This window comes from Aquirufa esocilacus (assembly GCF_042715595.1).
GTDB lineage: Bacteria > Bacteroidota > Bacteroidia > Cytophagales > Spirosomataceae > Aquirufa > Aquirufa esocilacus.
The window spans coordinates 512,811-530,785 of the sequence record NZ_JBBKXX010000003.1; the positions used below are offsets into that span (position 1 = coordinate 512,811).

Sequence of the window (17,975 nt, forward strand, 5' to 3'; positions counted from 1 at the left end):
GTTAATGAAGTTGAATGTAAACCAAACCGTTTTTGGCCGCTGGTGATCCGGCAGCAATGGACTGATTGGTCACTGTTCCAAACCCATTGGCTTTCACTTTCAAGCCCTTATTTTCTAACGCAAACAAGGCATCCCGTAAATTCATCCCCACGACATTAGGCACCGATTTAGGGGTCATAGAAATGGCCTGATTTCTAACCGCTTTTTTCTCTAAATTAAAATTCAGCCACTGGCCATTTTCTTCCACTTTAGGTAAGCCCAAATGAGAGAAAAGAATATTTTGATCAGCTGGATGAATCAAGTGCATCAACTTGTTTTTATTCAAAGAGTCTGGCAGATATCCTCTCAAGGTTTGTTGGAGCTTCATATCTCGCAAATAGATACGATCTGAAATTTCCTTGAATACGGGAGCCGTCACTTGACGTGCATAAGTTCCCTCCGAATTACCCTTAGGTTCATCAACTGCGACTAAAATGGTATATTTAGGTTGTTTAGCTGGGAAATATCCGACAAAGGTGGTGTAATAAACCCCTTTCGTATACCCTTTCACCCCTTTTTTACTTCTTTGCGCTGTACCCGTTTTACCGGCAATTCCATACACAGAACCTTTGATATTATCTGCGGTTCCATTTGTCACTACCTTTTCCAACATAGTCCTCAGTTTATCAAGGGTCTCTTTTGAACAAAGAGGTTTCGTATCTCTCACTTGTGAAGCTGTGTAATCAATAACTACTTCATCCCCGCGAGTCGCCTTGCTGACAATAATGGGTTGAATCCAATATCCGTTATTCGCAATCGCGTTATAAAAAGATAAAATTTGCAACGGAGGATATTGCGTAGAATAACCTACCGAGGACCATAACAATTGAAGTCCATCCCATTTAGCTGGAACAGGGAAAACGGGCTTGGGACTTGGTTTTAATTGAAAATCTAAGGACTCAATCAAGTGGAATTTTTTCAAATAATTATAATACTTCTCATTATTATTTGTCCCAAAAGCCTCCTGCACTAATTTCATTGTTCCGATATTCGAAGAACTCGCTACGACCCTTTCCATACTAACCGTTCCTAACGGGTGTGAATCAGTCATCGTACCGGTGTAATATTTAAATGTCCCATTTCCGGTGTTGACCATTTTAGTTAATGGATAGCCTTTTTCCTCTATCACAGCCATCAAAGAGGCTATTTTGAACACAGAACCCGGATCTCTTGATTCCAACAAGGCAAAATTATAGGTTTCTGAATAGCCCGTAGGTGAATTGGGATTTTGGGCAATGTTTGAAAGTGCTTTGATTTTACCCGTAGAGGTTTCCATCACAATCGCTACGGCATAGCGACCTTGAAACTTCTTCATTCCATTCAGTAAAGCCGTTTCCACAATTTCTTGAATGTTAATATCTAACGTAGAATGCAGATCAAGTCCAGCAACGGGTTGTATCGGTTCATCACCAGGTTCAGGCCTCCAAGTATTCTTGTCCATTTTCTCAAACATCCCCTCTCCGAATTTTCCTCTCAATTCCTTGTCAAAACTATTCTCAATCCCCACTTTCCCTTTTTCTCGTAAATCTTTCAAATAACCCACCGTTCTATAGGCCATTTGACCAAAAGGCGCATAGCGAACATTTATTTTATCAAATACCACCCCAGAAACATTCGCACTTTTAGCCTGGGCAAACAAAGGAAAACCAAGAATTTTCCTCTTTTCTTGATAATCCAATAATCGATTATTGAGTAATAAATAGCTCTTTTTATTACGTTTTGCCGCGTCGATTTTCTCTTTGTATTCATCCGCCGTTTTGTCTTTGTAGAAATTAGACAAGGCAGCGGCTAATTGATCAATGTGCTTCTCGTATAAAACTTTGGCTTCCTTATTTGTATTGTAAACAGAGGGATCTAAGCCTAGACGGTATTTAGGTAAAGTAGTAGACAATAAACTACCATCATCTGAATAAATATTACCCCGAGTAGATTCAATTTTACGTTTTTTTACGTACTGCGCCATAGCCTCCGAACGATATTTAGGACCATCTGCTACCACTACATGAAATAGACTGTATAGCAAATACACAAATACAGCTAAAATGATAATAAAAAACGTGTAAAAACGCCGGGCGATTAAGCCTCGAATATTAGGTCTGTTGTCTTTCGCCATTATTGATCTTTATTAACTTGAATGATTATTTTAGTGGGAGGAATGGTGCTTACTCCTATTTGATATCGTTTTAAGGTTTCTTCCAAATTGCTTTGCTTAGACACCTTCATGTATTCTGCTTTTTGTGTGGTGTAATCAGCCCGATCTTCCTCTAGCGCTGCTTTCTCTTTCTGAATTTGATGTAGCTTACCATCTGCAATCATGGAATAATAGATATTCACAAAAACCAATAAGGCCACAAAAGAAATACGCTTTACCCACATAACAGGTAATTCGCCACCGGTGAAATAGTCAATATTAAATGAATCAAAAATCCCCTCCTTTTTCGTGTCCGAACTCTGCTTAGGGCCTTTCTTAGGGTCGATCGCTTTTGCCATATTATAATTTAGACGCTATTCTTAATTTCGCACTACGTGAGCGCGGATTCAATTTCAATTCTTCTTCTGAAGCGGTAATGGGCTTCCGTATTACGGATTCTAGCGGGCGATGTACCACCCCAAACAAATCTTTATCCTCTTTCCCTTGCACATTACCGGCTTTAATAAAATTCTTCACTAAGCGGTCCTCCAGCGAGTGAAATGACATAATCACTAGTCGACCAGCTGGCTTCAAAACTGCCGGTGCTTGTGCCAAAAATTCTTCAATCACCGCTAGCTCTTGATTCACCTCTATGCGAATCGCCTGAAAGACTTGAGCAAAGTATTTAAACTCCCGGTGTTTAGGAGCTAATTTATTCAAAATTTCTTTAAACTCTTGCGTCGTCTCGAGAGGTTTTCTGGTGCGAGCTTGAATAATTGCTTGAGCCAAAGTTCGGGCATTCTTCACCTCTCCATACATCCCTAATATCCGCTGTAATTCGGATGCAGAAAAGCTATTGAGTAATTCCGCTGCCGTCATCGATGCCGAGGGGCCCATGCGCATATCCAATGGCCCATCAAAGCGAATCGAAAAACCGCGTTCCGGCGCATCCAATTGAAAAGACGACACCCCAAAATCCGCTAAAATCCCATCCACCTCTTTTACTCGATGTAAACGCAAATACTTCTCCAAATAGCGGAAATTAGCGGTAATTAGCGTTAAACGATCATCGTCGATCTTTTCTGCTTGTTCCCAGGCATCCGGATCTTGATCAAAAGAAAACAAGCGACCATCCGGACCCAGCTTTTCTAAAATGGCTTTCGAATGTCCCCCTCCACCAAAGGTCACATCCACATACGTTCCCGCAGGATCAATATGTAAACCATCAATGCATTCGTGCAACATGACGGAGGTATGATAGGTGTTTTCTGGCATAATTTTGGATGAAAACAAAAATACAAATTATCCCTCGCCTACACCACCAAAAAAGGAAATTGTCACGCTTTTTTTTGAGACAAGTTTCGAACCCGTATCTTTGTTCAAACGCCTGATAAATTCGCCCATGAAAAAGATCTTAGTTGCTTTCCTTTTTGCCCCTCTTTTAAGCTTTGCACAGCAACCGATTAATGGCGCTTGGCGAGCAGAAATTAAAACGCATGGAGGTGCACTTCCTATCCATTTCGAAGTAAACCCGGCTAACACAAACGGTGAATTAGATATTAAAATTGTGAATGGGTCTGAAAAATTTTCGTTGGGCAATTCGTATTTCAGAGCAGATTCGTTAGTGCTCCCATTGGATTTATACGATTCCGAACTCGTTTTTGCGGTAACGAAATCTACTGAGATGAATGGTTATTTTGTCAAAAAGCGAAATGGCAAAACGGCCTACCAACTACCAATCAAAGCAAATGCGGGTCAAGCCGATCGTTTTCTGAACTTGCAGCCAGCTACCATCAATGTGAGTGGAAAATGGATGGCTGACTTCTTTAGTGATGCCACGAACCATAGCCCTGGCGTAGGGGTGTTTGAGCAAAAAGGAAATCAAGTGACCGGAACCTTTTTACGCACATCAGGAGATTACCGATTTTTGCAAGGTAACGTAAGTGGAGATAGTTTACTCTTGAGCTATTTCGATGGAAGTGGTGTAAATATGTTGCGTGCAAAAATTACTGGCCAGCAATTAACCGGAAGATTCTCCTCGGGTTTAAGTGGAATTAGAACCGTTGAAGCCAAATTTGATCCAGCGGCAGCCTTACCAGATTTAAAGAAATTAAGCTTTTTAAAACCCGGATTCGATCGCATAAACTTCACACTCCCAACCACCAAAGGCGAACAAATTAGCCTTCAAGATGAGCGTTTTAAAAACAAGGTGGTGGTCATCGAATTAATGGGCTCCTGGTGTCCGAACTGCCTGGATGAATCTAGGTATTTAGCTCCATTCTATACAAAATACAAAGACAAAGGCGTGGAAGTTATAGGCATTGCTTTTGAGAATTCAGCTGACATCGCGGTTGCAGGGCCTAAAATCAATAATTTCCAAAAGAAGATTGGCATTAGCTATCCCCTGCTTTTTGCAGGTACGGCAGAGGACAAAACAATCGAGAAAGTATTACCTATGCTGAGTAAAATGAACGGCTATCCAACTACGTTCATTATCGACAAAAAAGGGATTGTAAGAGAAATTCATACTGGTTTCTCTGGCCCAGGTACGGGGAAATATTATGCAGACTGGATCTCCGATTTTGAACACACGATCCAAAGCCTTTTAGCTGAAAAATAATGAGAATCATCGCCCTAATTTGCCTTATTGCCATCTCTGCACATGCGGAGAAACCCTCTTTTAAAAAGTGGAAGACGCCCTTAGCTTTAGGCATTGCCAGTGGATTGACCTATAATCCGTTTGCCAAACAAATTCAAACGAAAATTATTGCTCAGGGTCATGTCACTCCGCTAGATGATTATATTCAATATGGACCTGCAGCGATGTATGTGGGCTTAAATATAGCAGAATTCAAAAACAAAGAAGAGGCATTCGATCAAGCGGGGGTATTTCTTTTAGGCACCGGAATTTATGTAGCGACGACACAAGGATTAAAAGCAGCGATCACAGAGGCTAGACCAGACGGAACGGAAAAAACGTTCTCTTCTGGACATACAGCCTCCGCCTTTTTCGGGGCAACTATTTTAGCGCATGAATACCGAGATTCCCATCCCGAGTTTGTGATAGCGGGCTATACCTTAGCGACCGCAACGGGAGCATTACGTATCGCTAACAACAAACATTGGGTAACAGATGTGTTAATGGGTTCAGCGATTGGGATCGCTTCGGCAGAATTAGCCTATATTTTGTACCCTAAAGTGCGTACGCAATGGCAAAAACTGAATCGTTTTACCTTGACTCCTCAAGTGGCCCCAGCTTACTACGGCGCGAGTATGTCGATTGGATTTTAGTGCAATAATAAATACAAACCGGCGCCAGCGAAATAACCCAGCAAGGCAAGAAAGCCTATTTTTTTCAGGTACCAGCCGAATTCAATCTTCTCCATTCCCATCACGGCCACTCCAGCGGCAGATCCAATAATCAGGATACTTCCACCTGTACCCGCACAGAAGGCGAGGTATTCCCACATGACGTGATCCATCGGAAAGTCTGTTAGCGAATACATTCCCATCGTAGCTGCCACTAATGGCACATTATCCACAACCGCTGATGCTAAACCAATGATGGTGACGATTAAGTTCTGATTGCCTAATGCGTGAGCTAATTGATCTGATAACGCGTGTAAATAACCGAAGGACTCTAATCCTCCAATGGCTAAAAGAATCCCTAAGAAAAAGAGAATGCTGGAAGTATCGATTTTGGTCAACGCATAGCCCACACTCAAGTGTTTCTTCGCCTCCTCGTCTTTCTCTGAATGCAAGAGTTCTGACAAAATCCACACGATGCCCAAGGCTAATAAAATACCCATGTAGGGAGGTAAATGTGTCAACGTTTTGAAAATAGGAACGCCTATCAAAGAACCGGCGCCAGCAAAAAGCATGATCTTTCCATCGCGTTCTTCTGTCGAACTTAAGGCAACTGAAGCGGCTGCCTGACCAATGGCTTGATTTTTCAAGACATAAGAAGCAACAGCTAAAGGCACTAATAACGCAAGTAAAGAAGGTAACAATAAACTTTGAATAATACCGGTAGCCGAAATTTGACCTCCTATCCAGAGCATCGTCGTCGTTACGTCTCCAATGGGTGACCAAGCACCGCCTGCATTCGCGGCAATGACCACGATTCCTACAAAATACTTACGGGTTTCCTTATGGCTGATCAACTTCCGAAGCAAGGTAACCATCACAATCGCCGTGGTCAAATTGTCTAAAATGGCAGACATAAAAAAGGTGATCAAACCCACTATCCATAGCAGTTTGATCACCTTATCTGTTTTAATTAATCGAGAGACGAAGTAGAAACCCTGGTGGGCATCGACTAATTCCACTAGCGTCATCGCACCTAACAGGAAGAATAAAATCTCCGAAGTAGACGCTAAGTGATGGCCTAATTCAGAGGCATCCCCTGTTGAAATCGCATAGACTGTCCACACTAAAACGCCCGTCAATAAAGCTGAAGCTGTTTTGTTTATCTTCAATGGATGCTCGAAAGCAATGGCCAAATAGCCTAAAATGAAGATAACTATGGACGCGATTCCCATGTTATTTTAATTTAGCCACGGCCGCCTTAATGCGATCGCAAGCTTCTACTAATTGTTCGTCTGCTGCAGCCGTAGAAATACGCATGCAATCCGGTGCTCCGAAACCAGAACCTGCCACTGTAGCGACAAAAGCATCCGCTAATAACCAAGAACAGAAATCATCTGAATCTCTGATCAGCGTAGTGCCATCTGTTTTACCGAAATAATACGAAATATCTGGGAACGCATAGAATGCGCCATCTGGCATATTTACCTTGAAACCTGGGATCTCACGTAATTTTTCTACCACTAACTTACGACGGCGATCGTAGGCCGCTTTCATTTCGTAAGCGTGATCTAAGCTACCATTGAATGCTGCCACTGCCGCTTTTTGAGCGATTGAGTTCGTGCCTGAAGTCACTTGACCTTGTAATTTTTCGATGCCGTCTGCGATCCATTTAGCAGCAGCGATAAAACCAATTCTCCAACCCGTCATCGCGTGACCTTTTGCCACCCCATTCACCGTGATCACACGTTCTTTGATTTCTGGAATAGATCCGATCGAGAAGTGACCGCCTTGTGTGAAGTTGATGTATTCGTAGATTTCATCCGCTAAGACGAAGATATTTTCGTGACGTGCTACCACGTTTGCGATATCACGTAATTCTGATTCTGTGTAAACCGATCCTGTCGGGTTGTTAGGGGATGCGAACATCACCATCTTGGTTTTAGGTGTGATCGCAGCCTCGAATTGCTCTGGAGTCACTTTGAAGTTATTATCAAAAGCACCTTGAACGACTACTGAAGTACCTTCCGCTAATTTGACCATCTCCGAATAAGAAACCCAATAAGGAGAGAAGATGATCACTTCGTCACCTGGGTTAATTAAAGCAGCAATCGCGTTCGCTAAGGAGTGTTTTGCACCCGTGCTCACTACGATATTTTCTGAACCCCACTCTAAGTTATTATCACGCTTTAATTTATTCGCGATCGCCATACGCAAGTCTGGATAACCTGCTACCGGTGAATAACCGTGAAACCCATCATCAATCGCCTTTTTTGCTGCCTCACAAATGTGAGCTGGTGTTTTAAAATCCGGCTCTCCTACAGAAAGACTGATTACTTTGTGACCTTGAGCTGCTAATTCGCGCGCTTTTTTCGTCATCCCTAACGTAGAGGATTCTTCTAATGCTTGAATTCTTTGGGCTAATTGTGCTTGTGACATGGTATTTAGAAACGAATATTTGGGTATTAATTTAGTATATAAATCGACTGCAAAATTACTTTTTTGCAGACGGATATGCTAATAAAATTTGTAATAATTAGGCTGATATACCTTGTGCCAAAACCGCGTAGGCCCCTTTCTTGATCTTCATCAATTCTTCGTGAGTCCCACGTTCGATGATTTCGCCTTGTTGTACGACTAAAATTTGGTCAGCGTGTTGAATCGTAGACAAACGGTGCGCAATGACTAAAACCGTGCGATTCTCCATCAAATGACTCAAAGCCTCTTGTACTAACTTCTCCGATTCATTATCCAAGGCACTGGTGGCCTCGTCTAAAATCAAGATAGGTGGATTTTTGAGAACGGCGCGGGCGATGGAGATGCGTTGTCTTTGGCCCCCTGATAATTTAGAGCCCCTATCTCCGATAATCGTTTCGTAGCCTTCCGGATTCGCCGAAATAAAATCGTGTGCATTTGCAATCTTTGCGGCAGCTTGCACCTCTGCTAAAGTGGCTTCCGTTCCAAAAGCGATATTGTTGAAAATCGTATCATTAAATAGGACCGATTCCTGAGTAACTATCCCCATTAAACCTCTTAAGTCGTCCAAAGGAATGTTTTTAAGCGGGACTCCATCCAAAGTAATGACACCTGACGATGGATCGTAAAAACGAGGTAATAAATCCGCCAGCGTAGACTTTCCGCCACCGGACGCACCAACTAAAGCGATTGTTTTCCCTTTAGGTATATCGAAACTAACCTCTTTCAACACAGAACGCCCCTTCACATATTCGAAACCGACTTGTTGGAAGCTAATTTTATCTTTAAACTCCTCCACACGCGTTATCGGCTCCTCCGCTACAATTTCAGATTCCGTATCCAATATTTCGATAATGCGATCTGCCGAAGCGACCCCACGCTGAATACCACTGAACGCATCCGCGATGGCTTTCGCCGGACGCATCACCTGCGAAAAAGTCGCAATAAACGCAATGAACGTAGAAGCTGATAATTCTCCTTCTCCACTAATGACTAAACTACCGCCGTATAATAAAATACCTGTAACGACTAAAACGCCTAAACTCTCCGAAGTAGGCGAGGTCAATTCTTGGCGAAACACCATCTTCAACAAGGAATTTCGGTAGCGATCGTTTCCGGCTTGGAATCGCGCATCCATCATTTTCTCAGCCCGAAAGGCTTTCACCACTCGCATGGCCCCAAAGGTCTCATCCAATAAACTGATTATTCCACTCAAATGTTGTTGCACTTCTCCGGCTGCACGACGTAAACGTCTCGTGATCGTCGCAATCACGGAGCCTGAAAGAGGCAATATGATCAACGAAAACAAAGTCAGCTTCACCGACATACTCGCCAGAAAAACGAAGAATAAAACCAGCGTAAAGATCTCTTTAAAAGTCGCGGTAAAGGCACGACCGATGCTATTTTCGACTTCTTGCACGTCCGTGGTTAAACGGGACATCAGGTTACCCTTTTTCTGCTCCGTGAAATAGCTCAAGTCTAGGCGAATCGCGCGCTCAAAAACCGCTTGACGCAAGGAGGCAATCGTGTCTGCTTCGACAGTTTTGAGAACTCTTTGGGAAAAATACCGAAAGAAATTCGATAAAATCACCGAAACCATAATGGCTCCACAGGCATATTTTAGCGCTCCAATCCGCCCAAAATTCTCCAAAGCACCATAAAAATAGTGGTTAAACAAGAATGAGAAATAGGATGGCGTTAGTGAAAAAGCGGGTAAAACGCGGTAAATCTGAATGTTCTCCGGAGCTGACTGATTGAACAGGACGTTCAACAGGGGAATCAGCAAGGTAAAATTAAGAATGCCGAACAAACTCGCTAGCAAGGAAAACCCGAAGTATGGAAATACATACTTGCGGATCGAAACGGCGTAGCTTAATAAGCGAAAATATGTTTTCAATGCGGCTTTTTATCGAAATTTTGGTCAAATTACGACAATTTTCAGAAACAATATCCGAATGTCGCCCTTAATTTCCATTGTGATGGCCACCTACAACGGGGAGAAATACCTCCGGGAACAAGTGGACAGCTTGTTAGCTCAAAGCTATCCGTCCTTGGAATTTGTATTTGTGGACGATGCATCCTCCGACGCGACCCTTGCAATTTTGCAGGAATACGTTTCGCGAGACCCGCGAATTCGCTTGGTAGTAAACCCAGTTAATCAAGGCTTATTAGCCACCTTCGAAACCGGAATCAGGGCTGCAAAAGGCGAAATAATCGCTCTAGCGGATCAGGATGACGTGTGGATGTCGAATAAAATCAGCTTATTGGCAGGCGCTATTGGTTCCCATTCTATGATCTATGCGGATTCTGCATTAACGGATGCTGCTGGCGCGCGCACAGGTAAATTCTCTGATCGAAATCATCTGTGCGATTATCCGACTGCGCTGCACTATGTTTTTGGGACCAAAGCCATGGGGCACGCGATGCTATTTAAGCGCGAAATCATCGACATCGCCTTGCCCTTTCCAGATTATGTGGGCCACGATTATATCCTCGGTTTTGCCGCAGCCGCACTAAATGGAGTTAGCTATTTCCCTGCGACATTAGTGAATTACCGCCAACACAGCAGTAACACGATGGGGGCAGACTTGAGTAAAGGAAAGAAGAATTATAACACGAGGGACGAAAGAAATGCACGGATTATAAAACGACTCACATTGCTGTCAGATCGCTGTCCTGCCGGCGATGAACGGGAAATTTTGCTGGGGTTAGCTCAGGATTTTGCGTCAGCCGGCATCGCGGCCCGCATACGAAGATTCTTCACCGTCGCTAGACACCACCGAGCGATGTTAGCCTATAAAGGAAAATCGGCGCTAGGCAGTTTCCTTTACAGCTTCAAACTGTTGTTCTCTATTTTCTAAACGGGAGACTGAGTCGGTAATACAGATTCTTCAAATGCACCGTTAACGGAATCGGGCGTTGAACGAGTGGCCCATCGAATGTATCCCCGCGACGCAGGTAGTATTTCGATAACGTAGACGAGGTCATCCCCCATTTGCGAATAAACTGGTAATATCCCTTGTTCTGCTTCACACGCTTCACGGAAATCGACCCAAAATGGTAGACTCTACTCCGCGAAATCCCCTTGAACAAGCGAACACCAGCCTGCCAGCATTTCATCGAAAAATCGGGATCTGAATACATTCCCGGCGTAAATTCATTCGAATAGCCTCCCACTTTATCCCAAAGTGACCGGTGCACCACATTAGGTGGCCAAGTCGCTCCTTGCCAGTCAACAAAAGGTAAAGAATCATATGTTTCGAGTAATCTCGCTTCCTCGAAAGTCGCTATCGAACGGCCAAAATCTGCCTGAATAGAACAAGCGCTTTGAGCTTTGGGCTCGATAGCCGTGGCCGATAAAAAGAATTCCGTATGTCCGATGAGTTCGATTTCTTCTTTCAGAAAACCATCCCAATTAGGCAGCACATACATATCGTCGTTCAAATACAAGAAATAATCCGCGCGAGCCAGTTTGACCATCGCGTTCATCGCGTAGCAAACGCCCACATTGATGGGGCTATACGAAAAAGCGATATCTTCTTGGGTTTCGACCCATTCTTTGGAACCGTCATTCGCCTCATTCAAATGCAAGATGATTTCAAAAGAGGTCGTAGAATGTTTTCGAATGGCCGCGATGCATAATTGCAAGTAGGCCAAATTATTCCAGCTTGGAATGAGGATGGAGAAATAGGGTTTTTTAGGCGCCTTAGATGCCGGGAAAAATTGAATCGACTCTTCCATTACAGCATGCGGTAGTTTTTGTATTCGCCTACGCGGTAACCGGTGAGGTCTTCAATCTTCTGCAAAATCTTGCGGCGTAAGGTCATTTTCTTTTCTAATTCGACCGGATCAAAATAGAAAGGCCAATTCGATCGTGCCACGCGGTCCGCCATCACGGCTGGATGCGTGCCTTCAAATCGGAACAAGCGTTCCGCATTACCGTAATCAAATTGGTAATCTGCCGGCACATTCTCTGCTAACCAAGCGTCATCGTGGTAGAATTGCGTGAAGTTACGCACCTTATTGTTCAGGCCTTCTGGCGGTTTTACCCAGCCATAATGGTTAATATAAGCCGGAATTAATTTCACTTTCAGCTTCTTGCCGTCTTTTCTAAAACCCTGCGCGTCCTTGTAGGAATGAACACCCGGATGCATTTTAACGACCCGAATTTCTCTTCTGTACCAACGCCGTGACACCGCCACATGCTGGTAAGATCCGTAAAAATGCCGGTAATGAAAAAGCAACCCTTCTACGTTTGAATCAGCCAAATTCGCCTCCATCGCCGCTTTCACGAGAGGCAAATCAGCTTCATGCACGCATTCGTCACCCTGGATATAGAAAGCCCAGTCGATGTCTTTGGAAATGGCCTGAAGTGCTTTATCTGTTTCCAAGGCAAATGTGGCGCCGCCTTCTCTTTTGGAATCATCCCAAACCGTCTCCACAATTTTAATTTTATCCGACGGAATCGATTGAATTAAGGCCAAAGTCTCATCTTCCGACGCCCCTACCGCCACCACGAACTCGTCGCAGATAGGTAAAATCGACGTGATGGCTTCCACGATGGCATAATCGTTCTTCACCGCATTCCGTATAAAGGTAAATCCGGCTATTTTCATCGATCGTATTTCACTTGAATGCCGTGGTATTTCGTTTGTTCCACGTAATCTTTACGCAATGGATGTCCCTCCCAGTCTTCTGGAAGCAATATTCTGCGTAAATCAGGATGACCTGTAAATTCAATGCCAAAGAAATCGAACGCCTCTCTCTCGTGCCAATCCGCCGTTCTCCACACAGAAGATACAGAAGAAACCACGGGTGCCGAGCGTTCTAAAATTACCCGCAAATGCAAGGTGATATGATTCGGGATGGAATAAAGCGTATAAACAACTTCCATTTTACCCGCTTCTAGTCCTTGATCGATGGCCGTGATGCAAGAAAGGGAATCAAAGTAGGTGGCTGGGTTTTTCCAAAGAAAATCACAAACCGGCAAAATCTGCTCCGCAGGCAAAGTCAAACGACTTAATTCCTCCTCCCATTGGAATTCAAAACCAAATTCTGCTTGTAAGAATGCTTGAATTGCTGACAGCTCCATCCTATTTGTTTAAGGCTTCTAATATGCGTGTAGGAGTCACAAGGGTCTCCTGACTGATTTTTTGTTGTAATTTAATGATGCCTCCTAAAAGTGCTTCTGGACGCGGTGGGCAACCCGGAACATAAACGTCCACGGGAATAATTTTGTCCACTCCTTTCACCACATGGTAGCCGTGTTCCCAATAAGGACCGCCACAATTCGCGCAGGAACCCATGGAAATCACATACCGCGGTTCTGGCATTTGTTCGTAGAGACGACGAATCCGATCTGCCATTTTAAAGGTCACGGTTCCAGCCACAATCATTACGTCAGATTGACGCGGGGAAGGCCGAGGAAATACTCCAAAACGATCCAAATCGTAGCCTGACGCAAATGCTTGCATCATTTCGATGGCGCAACACGCTAAACCAAAGCTCATGGGCCAAAGCGAACTCGCCCTCGCCCAATTAAATAAATCTTCGACATTGCTAAGCACAAAGCCATCGGATTCAAATTCTTGGTCTAAAAAACTCTTCATGTTTGGGGTTATTTTCGCAATCGTTCTGTAAATATACCTAAATTCACAAAATTTTTCGTGCATGTCACTCGTACCTTTTTTCGATACTGATTTAGCCAAACTCCGTGGGATGACCCCTGCGAAGCTTACGTTGCTACAGACCGAACTAGGGATGTTCACCTACGGTGACTTAATTCAATATTTTCCATTCCGTTACGAGGACCGCACGATGGTTCATCCCATCGCCTCCATCACGGACGAAATGGACCACGCCCAGTTTGTGGGTCGGATTCGTTTCAAGGAAAAAATAGGCGCCGGACACCGGCAACGCATTGTCGCTCAAGTATGTGATTCAACGGGTTGCATTGAAATCGTTTGGTTTCAAGGAGTTAAATGGCTCGAAAAGTCTTTGAATACAGGTGTCGACTACCTCTTTTATGGCAAGCCCACCAGCTTCAATGGCACGATTCAGATGACCCACCCAGAGATGGAGGCCTACAAAGGGGAACAAGCATCGGGCAAGTATTTCCAACCCGTATATCCTTTGACGGAGAAATTGCGCAAGAAATACATCGATAGCAAGGCGATCGCCACCCTACAAAAAAACTTATTAGAAATAGCGTTTCCTTACATCAGAGAGACTTTACCGGGGGATGTCACCTCCCAGTTTAAGTTGATTTCGAAGCAAGAGGCCTTATACCATATTCATTTACCCCAAAGCGAAACCTGGCTTCACCAGGCCCGTCGCCGATTGAAATTTGAGGAATTATTTTACAATCAATTGCGCTTGATCAAGCAGAATTTGATTCGAAAAGTAGCCTTCCCGGGGCAGGTGTTTTCTTCAGCCGCCTTATTAACGACGTTCTACCAAGAGCATATGCCTTTCGAATTAACCAATGCCCAGAAGCAGGTGATTCGGGAGATATTTGCCGATATGCGGTCAGGCAAGCAAATGAATCGCTTGTTGCAAGGAGATGTGGGATCAGGTAAGACGATTGTGGCCTTTATTTCGATGCTTTTAGCGATTGATAATGGGGCTCAGGCGTGTTTGATGGCGCCTACAGAGATTTTGGCAGATCAGCATTACCAAGGTTTAAAACAATTTGCGGATTTATTAGGCATCACGATCGCGAAGCTGACCGGGTCTGTTAAGAAGAAAGACCGCGTGGGCTTACATGAGGATTTGCAGTCCGGGAAATTACAGATTTTAGTGGGAACACATGCTTTATTCGAGGATTCTGTTCAATTCAAGAACCTAGGGATGTGCATCATCGATGAGCAACACCGGTTTGGGGTGGCACAACGGGCTAAGCTTTGGGACAAAAACAAAACGTTCCATCCCCACATTTTAGTCATGACGGCGACGCCGATTCCAAGGACTTTAGCGATGACGCTCTATGGAGATTTAGATATTTCGATAATTAACGAATTACCCGTGGGCCGCAAGCCCATCCAGACTACCCATCGCTACGACACCCATCGCCTGCAAGTCTTTGCCTTCATCCAAAGCGAGCTCAGCAAAGGCCGCCAAATTTATATTGTCTATCCTTTAATCGAAGAATCCGAGAAAATGGACTTCAAAGACTTGATGGATGGCTACGAAAGTATTTCGCGGGCGTTCCCAGAGGTACCTTTGGGAATCTTACACGGCAAAATGAAACCTGCAGACAAAGACATCGAGATGGCTCGTTTCGTGAAAAACGAGACAAAAATCATGGTAGCCACCACCGTGATCGAGGTAGGCGTAAACGTGCCTAATGCCTCCATTATGGTGATCGAAAGCGCAGAACGATTCGGTTTATCGCAATTACACCAATTACGCGGTCGCGTAGGCCGAGGAGCAGAACAGAGTTATTGTATTTTGATGACCGGATTCAAAATAAGCGCAGACACCAAAAAACGGATCGAAACGATGGTGAAAACCAATAATGGATTCGAAATCGCCGAAGTGGATTTGCAATTGCGTGGACCGGGTGATATTTCCGGCACTCGCCAAAGTGGCGCCATCGACCTCATGATCGCTGACCTCGCTAAAGACGGTGAAATATTAAAAGTAGCCCGAGAAACGGCTCAAAAAATCTTAGAAGAAGATCCGAACCTCGAAAAATCCGAATATGCGATGATTCGCGAACAAGTCAGAACCCAGCGCAAAGACACGACCAACTGGGCCCGCATCTCTTAATTCAAATTAGGGTCGTCTGGATAAGTGGAAAGGACTCTGAAATCCCCTCCTTTGGCATGTAAAATCTTCCTCCACAAACGCTCGTGAGGCTCGTCAAATACTAATTTATCATTCCCCGGATGTAGAACCCAAGCATTCGAACGCACCTCGCGCTCCAGCTGCCCAGCTCCCCAACCCGAATACCCAATAAAGAATTTGATTTCATCGAATCCGATCTCGCCAGCCACCACCTTGTCAATAGCGACTTCGAAACTCCCTGACCAATATATCCCGGGGCCGATCAACACGCCATCCGGAATTAAATCAGGCCTGCGATGCACAAACTGCATAATCGTAGGATCCACCGGGCCGCCAGAAAACAGGGGCACGTCCTCTAAGACTTTTTCGTCGACAAAGGAATCAAAGACAATTTCTTGTTTGTTATTCAACACTAAGCCAAATGAATGCGCCGTTGTATGCTCGCAAAGTAAGATCACCGAGCGATGAAAAGACGGATCCTCTAGAAAAGGTTCCGCCAGCAAAAGCATCCCTGGCTGTAAATCATCTGCGGTATAACTCATTGCATCGCGCTTTTTTCGTAATTTTAAGGAATGACTCAACACCTGTTCCTCTCTTTAGGCGGCAATCTAGGAAATACCCGGGAAATATTCGAGGGGGCCTACCCGCATATTGAAAAAAAAATAGGAAAAATTGCGGTTTACTCGTCGATATACCAAACAGAAGCCTGGGGTCCCATCCCACAAGCAGACTTCTTAAACCAAGTGTTGCTTGTAAGCACTTCTTTAAAACCTGAAGCCTGTTTAACGGAACTACTCGAAATTGAACGGCAATTTGGAAGGGAACGCAAAGAACGCTGGGGGCCGCGAACACTAGACCTAGACATACTGTTTTACGGTGATGTAATTATCGCAGCACCTGATTTAAGTATCCCACATCCACGCATCGCGGAACGCAAATTTATCTTGACGCCATTAGCAGAGATAGCGCCCTTATTTGAAGATCCGACATCACGTAAATCAATGACGGCTCTATTAGCGGCTTGCGCTGACGAAAGCCAGGTTAATCGTTCTGTTTAGGGAATTTCCAGCTTTTGGAGGTAATCCGCTCGTAATACTTTTCGTACAAAGGCAGAATTTTAACGATGTCAAATTCCTGTGCCCGAGCTAGCGCATTCGCCTTCATCTGGTCGTGCAAAATAGGATCAGATAACATCTTAATGGCATTCGCCGCCATGTCTTTCACATCGCCTATTTCGCTCACATAACCCGTCACGCCGTGAATATTTACTTCTGGAATTCCCCCGGCATTGGATGAAATCACCGGCACTTCGCAAGCCATTGCCTCTAAAGCAGCTAAACCAAAACTCTCTTTTTCAGAGGTTAATAAAAACAAATCCGCTAAAGACAATGCCTCCTCAATCCCATCCATCTTTCCTAAGAAACGGACATCGCATTGTACTTCTAACTCGCGGCACAATGCTTCGATACCGGAACGTTCAGGACCATCACCTATCAACACTAATTTAGCTGGAATCTTCTTGCGCACTAAGGCAAAAACGCGTACTATATCTTCAATTCGCTTAACTTTTCGAAAATTAGAGGTGTGCATTAATAGCTTCTCGCCATTAGGACAAAGGGACTTTTTGAAGTGCTCGTGCGGGCGTTTTTGGAAACGATTTAAATCAATGAAGTTAGGAATTACCTCGATATGACTCAAGATCTCGAACTCCTCATAGGTATCATTTTTCAAACTCTCAGACACCGCCGTTACGCCATCCGATTCATTGATGGAAAAGGTAACTACTGGCTCGAAAGACGGATCGCGACCCACAAGCGTGATATCGGTTCCGTGAAGCGTGGTAATAACTGGTACGTGAATACCTTTGTATTTTAGAATTTGCTTCGCTAAATAGGCTGCAGAAGCGTGTGGAATCGCATAATGTACGTGGATTAAATCCAACTTCTCATTTACTGTCACATCCACCATTTTACTGGCTAAGGCAGACTCATATGGAAGGTATTCGAATAAGGGATAGGACGCGACAGAAACCTCGTGATAGAAGATATTTTCCGAGAAAATATCTAAACGAGGGGGTTGCGTGTACGTGATAAAGTGCACCTGGTGACCCGCTAAGGCCAAAGCTTTACCTAATTCGGTCGCCACCACACCACTTCCGCCATACGTCGGATAACAAACGATCCCTATTTTCATGCCTTAAATTTAACTGAAAGAATGTAAATTTGTCCTAAACAAT

At 44.2% G+C, this 17,975-nt stretch carries 17 protein-coding genes; 5 read left to right on the top strand and 12 right to left on the bottom strand.

The features are described 5' to 3' along the window. Position 1: 1 nt before the first annotated feature. The 3 genes from SKC37_RS10840 to rsmH form a co-directional block, all read right to left on the bottom strand. The gene (locus SKC37_RS10840) at positions 2-2,002 is read right to left on the bottom strand and encodes a penicillin-binding protein (protein ID WP_377981488.1); all 2,001 of its coding nucleotides are present in this window, start codon (positions 2,000-2,002) and stop codon (positions 2-4) included. Positions 2,003-2,151: 149 nt separating this feature from the next. After that, entirely contained in the window at positions 2,152-2,529 is a 378-nt protein-coding gene (locus tag SKC37_RS10845; protein WP_377981489.1) for an FtsL-like putative cell division protein, read from the bottom strand. Position 2,530: 1 nt separating this feature from the next. Beyond that, entirely contained in the window at positions 2,531-3,445 is a 915-nt protein-coding gene (gene rsmH, locus SKC37_RS10850; RefSeq protein ID WP_377981490.1) for a 16S rRNA (cytosine(1402)-N(4))-methyltransferase RsmH, read from the bottom strand. Between the two features lie 127 nt (positions 3,446-3,572). Between rsmH and SKC37_RS10855 the strand changes: the two genes are divergently transcribed. Then, positions 3,573-4,790, top strand: coding sequence for a peroxiredoxin family protein (locus tag SKC37_RS10855; RefSeq protein ID WP_377981491.1), 1,218 nt, complete (start codon positions 3,573-3,575; stop codon positions 4,788-4,790). Then, the gene (locus SKC37_RS10860; RefSeq protein WP_377981492.1) at positions 4,790-5,461 is read left to right on the top strand and encodes a phosphatase PAP2 family protein; all 672 of its coding nucleotides are present in this window, start codon (positions 4,790-4,792) and stop codon (positions 5,459-5,461) included. The genes SKC37_RS10855 and SKC37_RS10860 overlap by 1 nt, the downstream gene beginning before the upstream one ends. On the opposite strand, the gene nhaD is transcribed toward SKC37_RS10860, so the two are convergent. The 3 genes from nhaD to SKC37_RS10875 all read right to left on the bottom strand — a co-directional run bounded on the left by nhaD (position 5,458) and on the right by SKC37_RS10875 (position 9,848). Then, the gene (gene nhaD / locus SKC37_RS10865) at positions 5,458-6,711 is read right to left on the bottom strand and encodes a sodium:proton antiporter NhaD (RefSeq protein WP_377981493.1); all 1,254 of its coding nucleotides are present in this window, start codon (positions 6,709-6,711) and stop codon (positions 5,458-5,460) included. The genes SKC37_RS10860 and nhaD overlap by 4 nt on opposite strands. A 1-nt stretch (position 6,712) precedes the next feature. Beyond that, positions 6,713-7,915 carry a pyridoxal phosphate-dependent aminotransferase gene (locus tag SKC37_RS10870; protein ID WP_377981494.1) on the bottom strand — a complete coding sequence of 401 codons (1,203 nt, stop codon included), beginning with the start codon at positions 7,913-7,915 and terminating at the stop codon, positions 6,713-6,715. Between the two features lie 97 nt (positions 7,916-8,012). Beyond that, positions 8,013-9,848 (bottom strand): ABC transporter ATP-binding protein, encoded by a 1,836-nt coding sequence (locus tag SKC37_RS10875; RefSeq protein ID WP_377981495.1) that lies wholly within the window; start codon positions 9,846-9,848, stop codon positions 8,013-8,015. A gap of 58 nt (positions 9,849-9,906) precedes the next feature. Here SKC37_RS10875 and SKC37_RS10880 point away from each other — a divergent pair, with 58 nt between their 5' ends. Continuing rightward, positions 9,907-10,812, top strand: a complete 906-nt coding sequence (locus SKC37_RS10880) for a glycosyltransferase (RefSeq protein WP_377981496.1) — start codon at positions 9,907-9,909, stop codon at positions 10,810-10,812. Here the strand turns inward: SKC37_RS10880 and SKC37_RS10885 are convergent. From SKC37_RS10885 to SKC37_RS10900, 4 genes are read right to left on the bottom strand one after another with little or no spacing between them, the layout of a single operon-like run. Next, positions 10,802-11,692: a glycosyltransferase family 2 protein gene (locus SKC37_RS10885; protein WP_377981497.1), complete on the bottom strand. Its 891-nt coding sequence runs from the start codon at positions 11,690-11,692 to the stop codon at positions 10,802-10,804. The genes SKC37_RS10880 and SKC37_RS10885 overlap by 11 nt on opposite strands. Continuing rightward, entirely contained in the window at positions 11,692-12,567 is an 876-nt protein-coding gene (locus SKC37_RS10890) for a glycosyltransferase family 2 protein (protein WP_377981498.1), read from the bottom strand. Before SKC37_RS10890 ends, SKC37_RS10885 begins: the two co-directional genes overlap by 1 nt. Further along, complete coding sequence (locus SKC37_RS10895) at positions 12,564-13,043, bottom strand: NADH-quinone oxidoreductase subunit C (RefSeq protein WP_377981499.1); 480 nt, start codon at positions 13,041-13,043, stop codon at positions 12,564-12,566. Before SKC37_RS10895 ends, SKC37_RS10890 begins: the two co-directional genes overlap by 4 nt. A gap of 1 nt (position 13,044) precedes the next feature. After that, a complete protein-coding gene (locus SKC37_RS10900; protein WP_377981500.1) occupies positions 13,045-13,560 on the bottom strand; it encodes an NADH-quinone oxidoreductase subunit B in 516 nt (171 codons plus the stop codon). Between the two features lie 61 nt (positions 13,561-13,621). On the opposite strand from SKC37_RS10900, the gene recG reads away from it, so the two are divergent. Continuing rightward, positions 13,622-15,721 carry an ATP-dependent DNA helicase RecG gene (recG, locus tag SKC37_RS10905; RefSeq protein WP_377981501.1) on the top strand — a complete coding sequence of 700 codons (2,100 nt, stop codon included), beginning with the start codon at positions 13,622-13,624 and terminating at the stop codon, positions 15,719-15,721. Here the strand turns inward: recG and SKC37_RS10910 are convergent. Further along, on the bottom strand, positions 15,718-16,281 hold the full coding sequence (locus SKC37_RS10910) for a YqgE/AlgH family protein (protein WP_377981502.1): 564 nt from the start codon (positions 16,279-16,281) through the stop codon (positions 15,718-15,720). The two genes, recG and SKC37_RS10910, sit on opposite strands and share 4 nt — an antisense overlap. Positions 16,282-16,311: 30 nt before the next feature. Here SKC37_RS10910 and folK point away from each other — a divergent pair, with 30 nt between their 5' ends. Then, positions 16,312-16,797 carry a 2-amino-4-hydroxy-6-hydroxymethyldihydropteridine diphosphokinase gene (folK, locus tag SKC37_RS10915; protein WP_377981503.1) on the top strand — a complete coding sequence of 162 codons (486 nt, stop codon included), beginning with the start codon at positions 16,312-16,314 and terminating at the stop codon, positions 16,795-16,797. Here the strand turns inward: folK and bshA are convergent. Further along, positions 16,781-17,932, bottom strand: coding sequence for an N-acetyl-alpha-D-glucosaminyl L-malate synthase BshA (gene bshA / locus SKC37_RS10920; RefSeq protein WP_130894881.1), 1,152 nt, complete (start codon positions 17,930-17,932; stop codon positions 16,781-16,783). The two genes, folK and bshA, sit on opposite strands and share 17 nt — an antisense overlap. Positions 17,933-17,975: the final 43 nt, after the last annotated feature.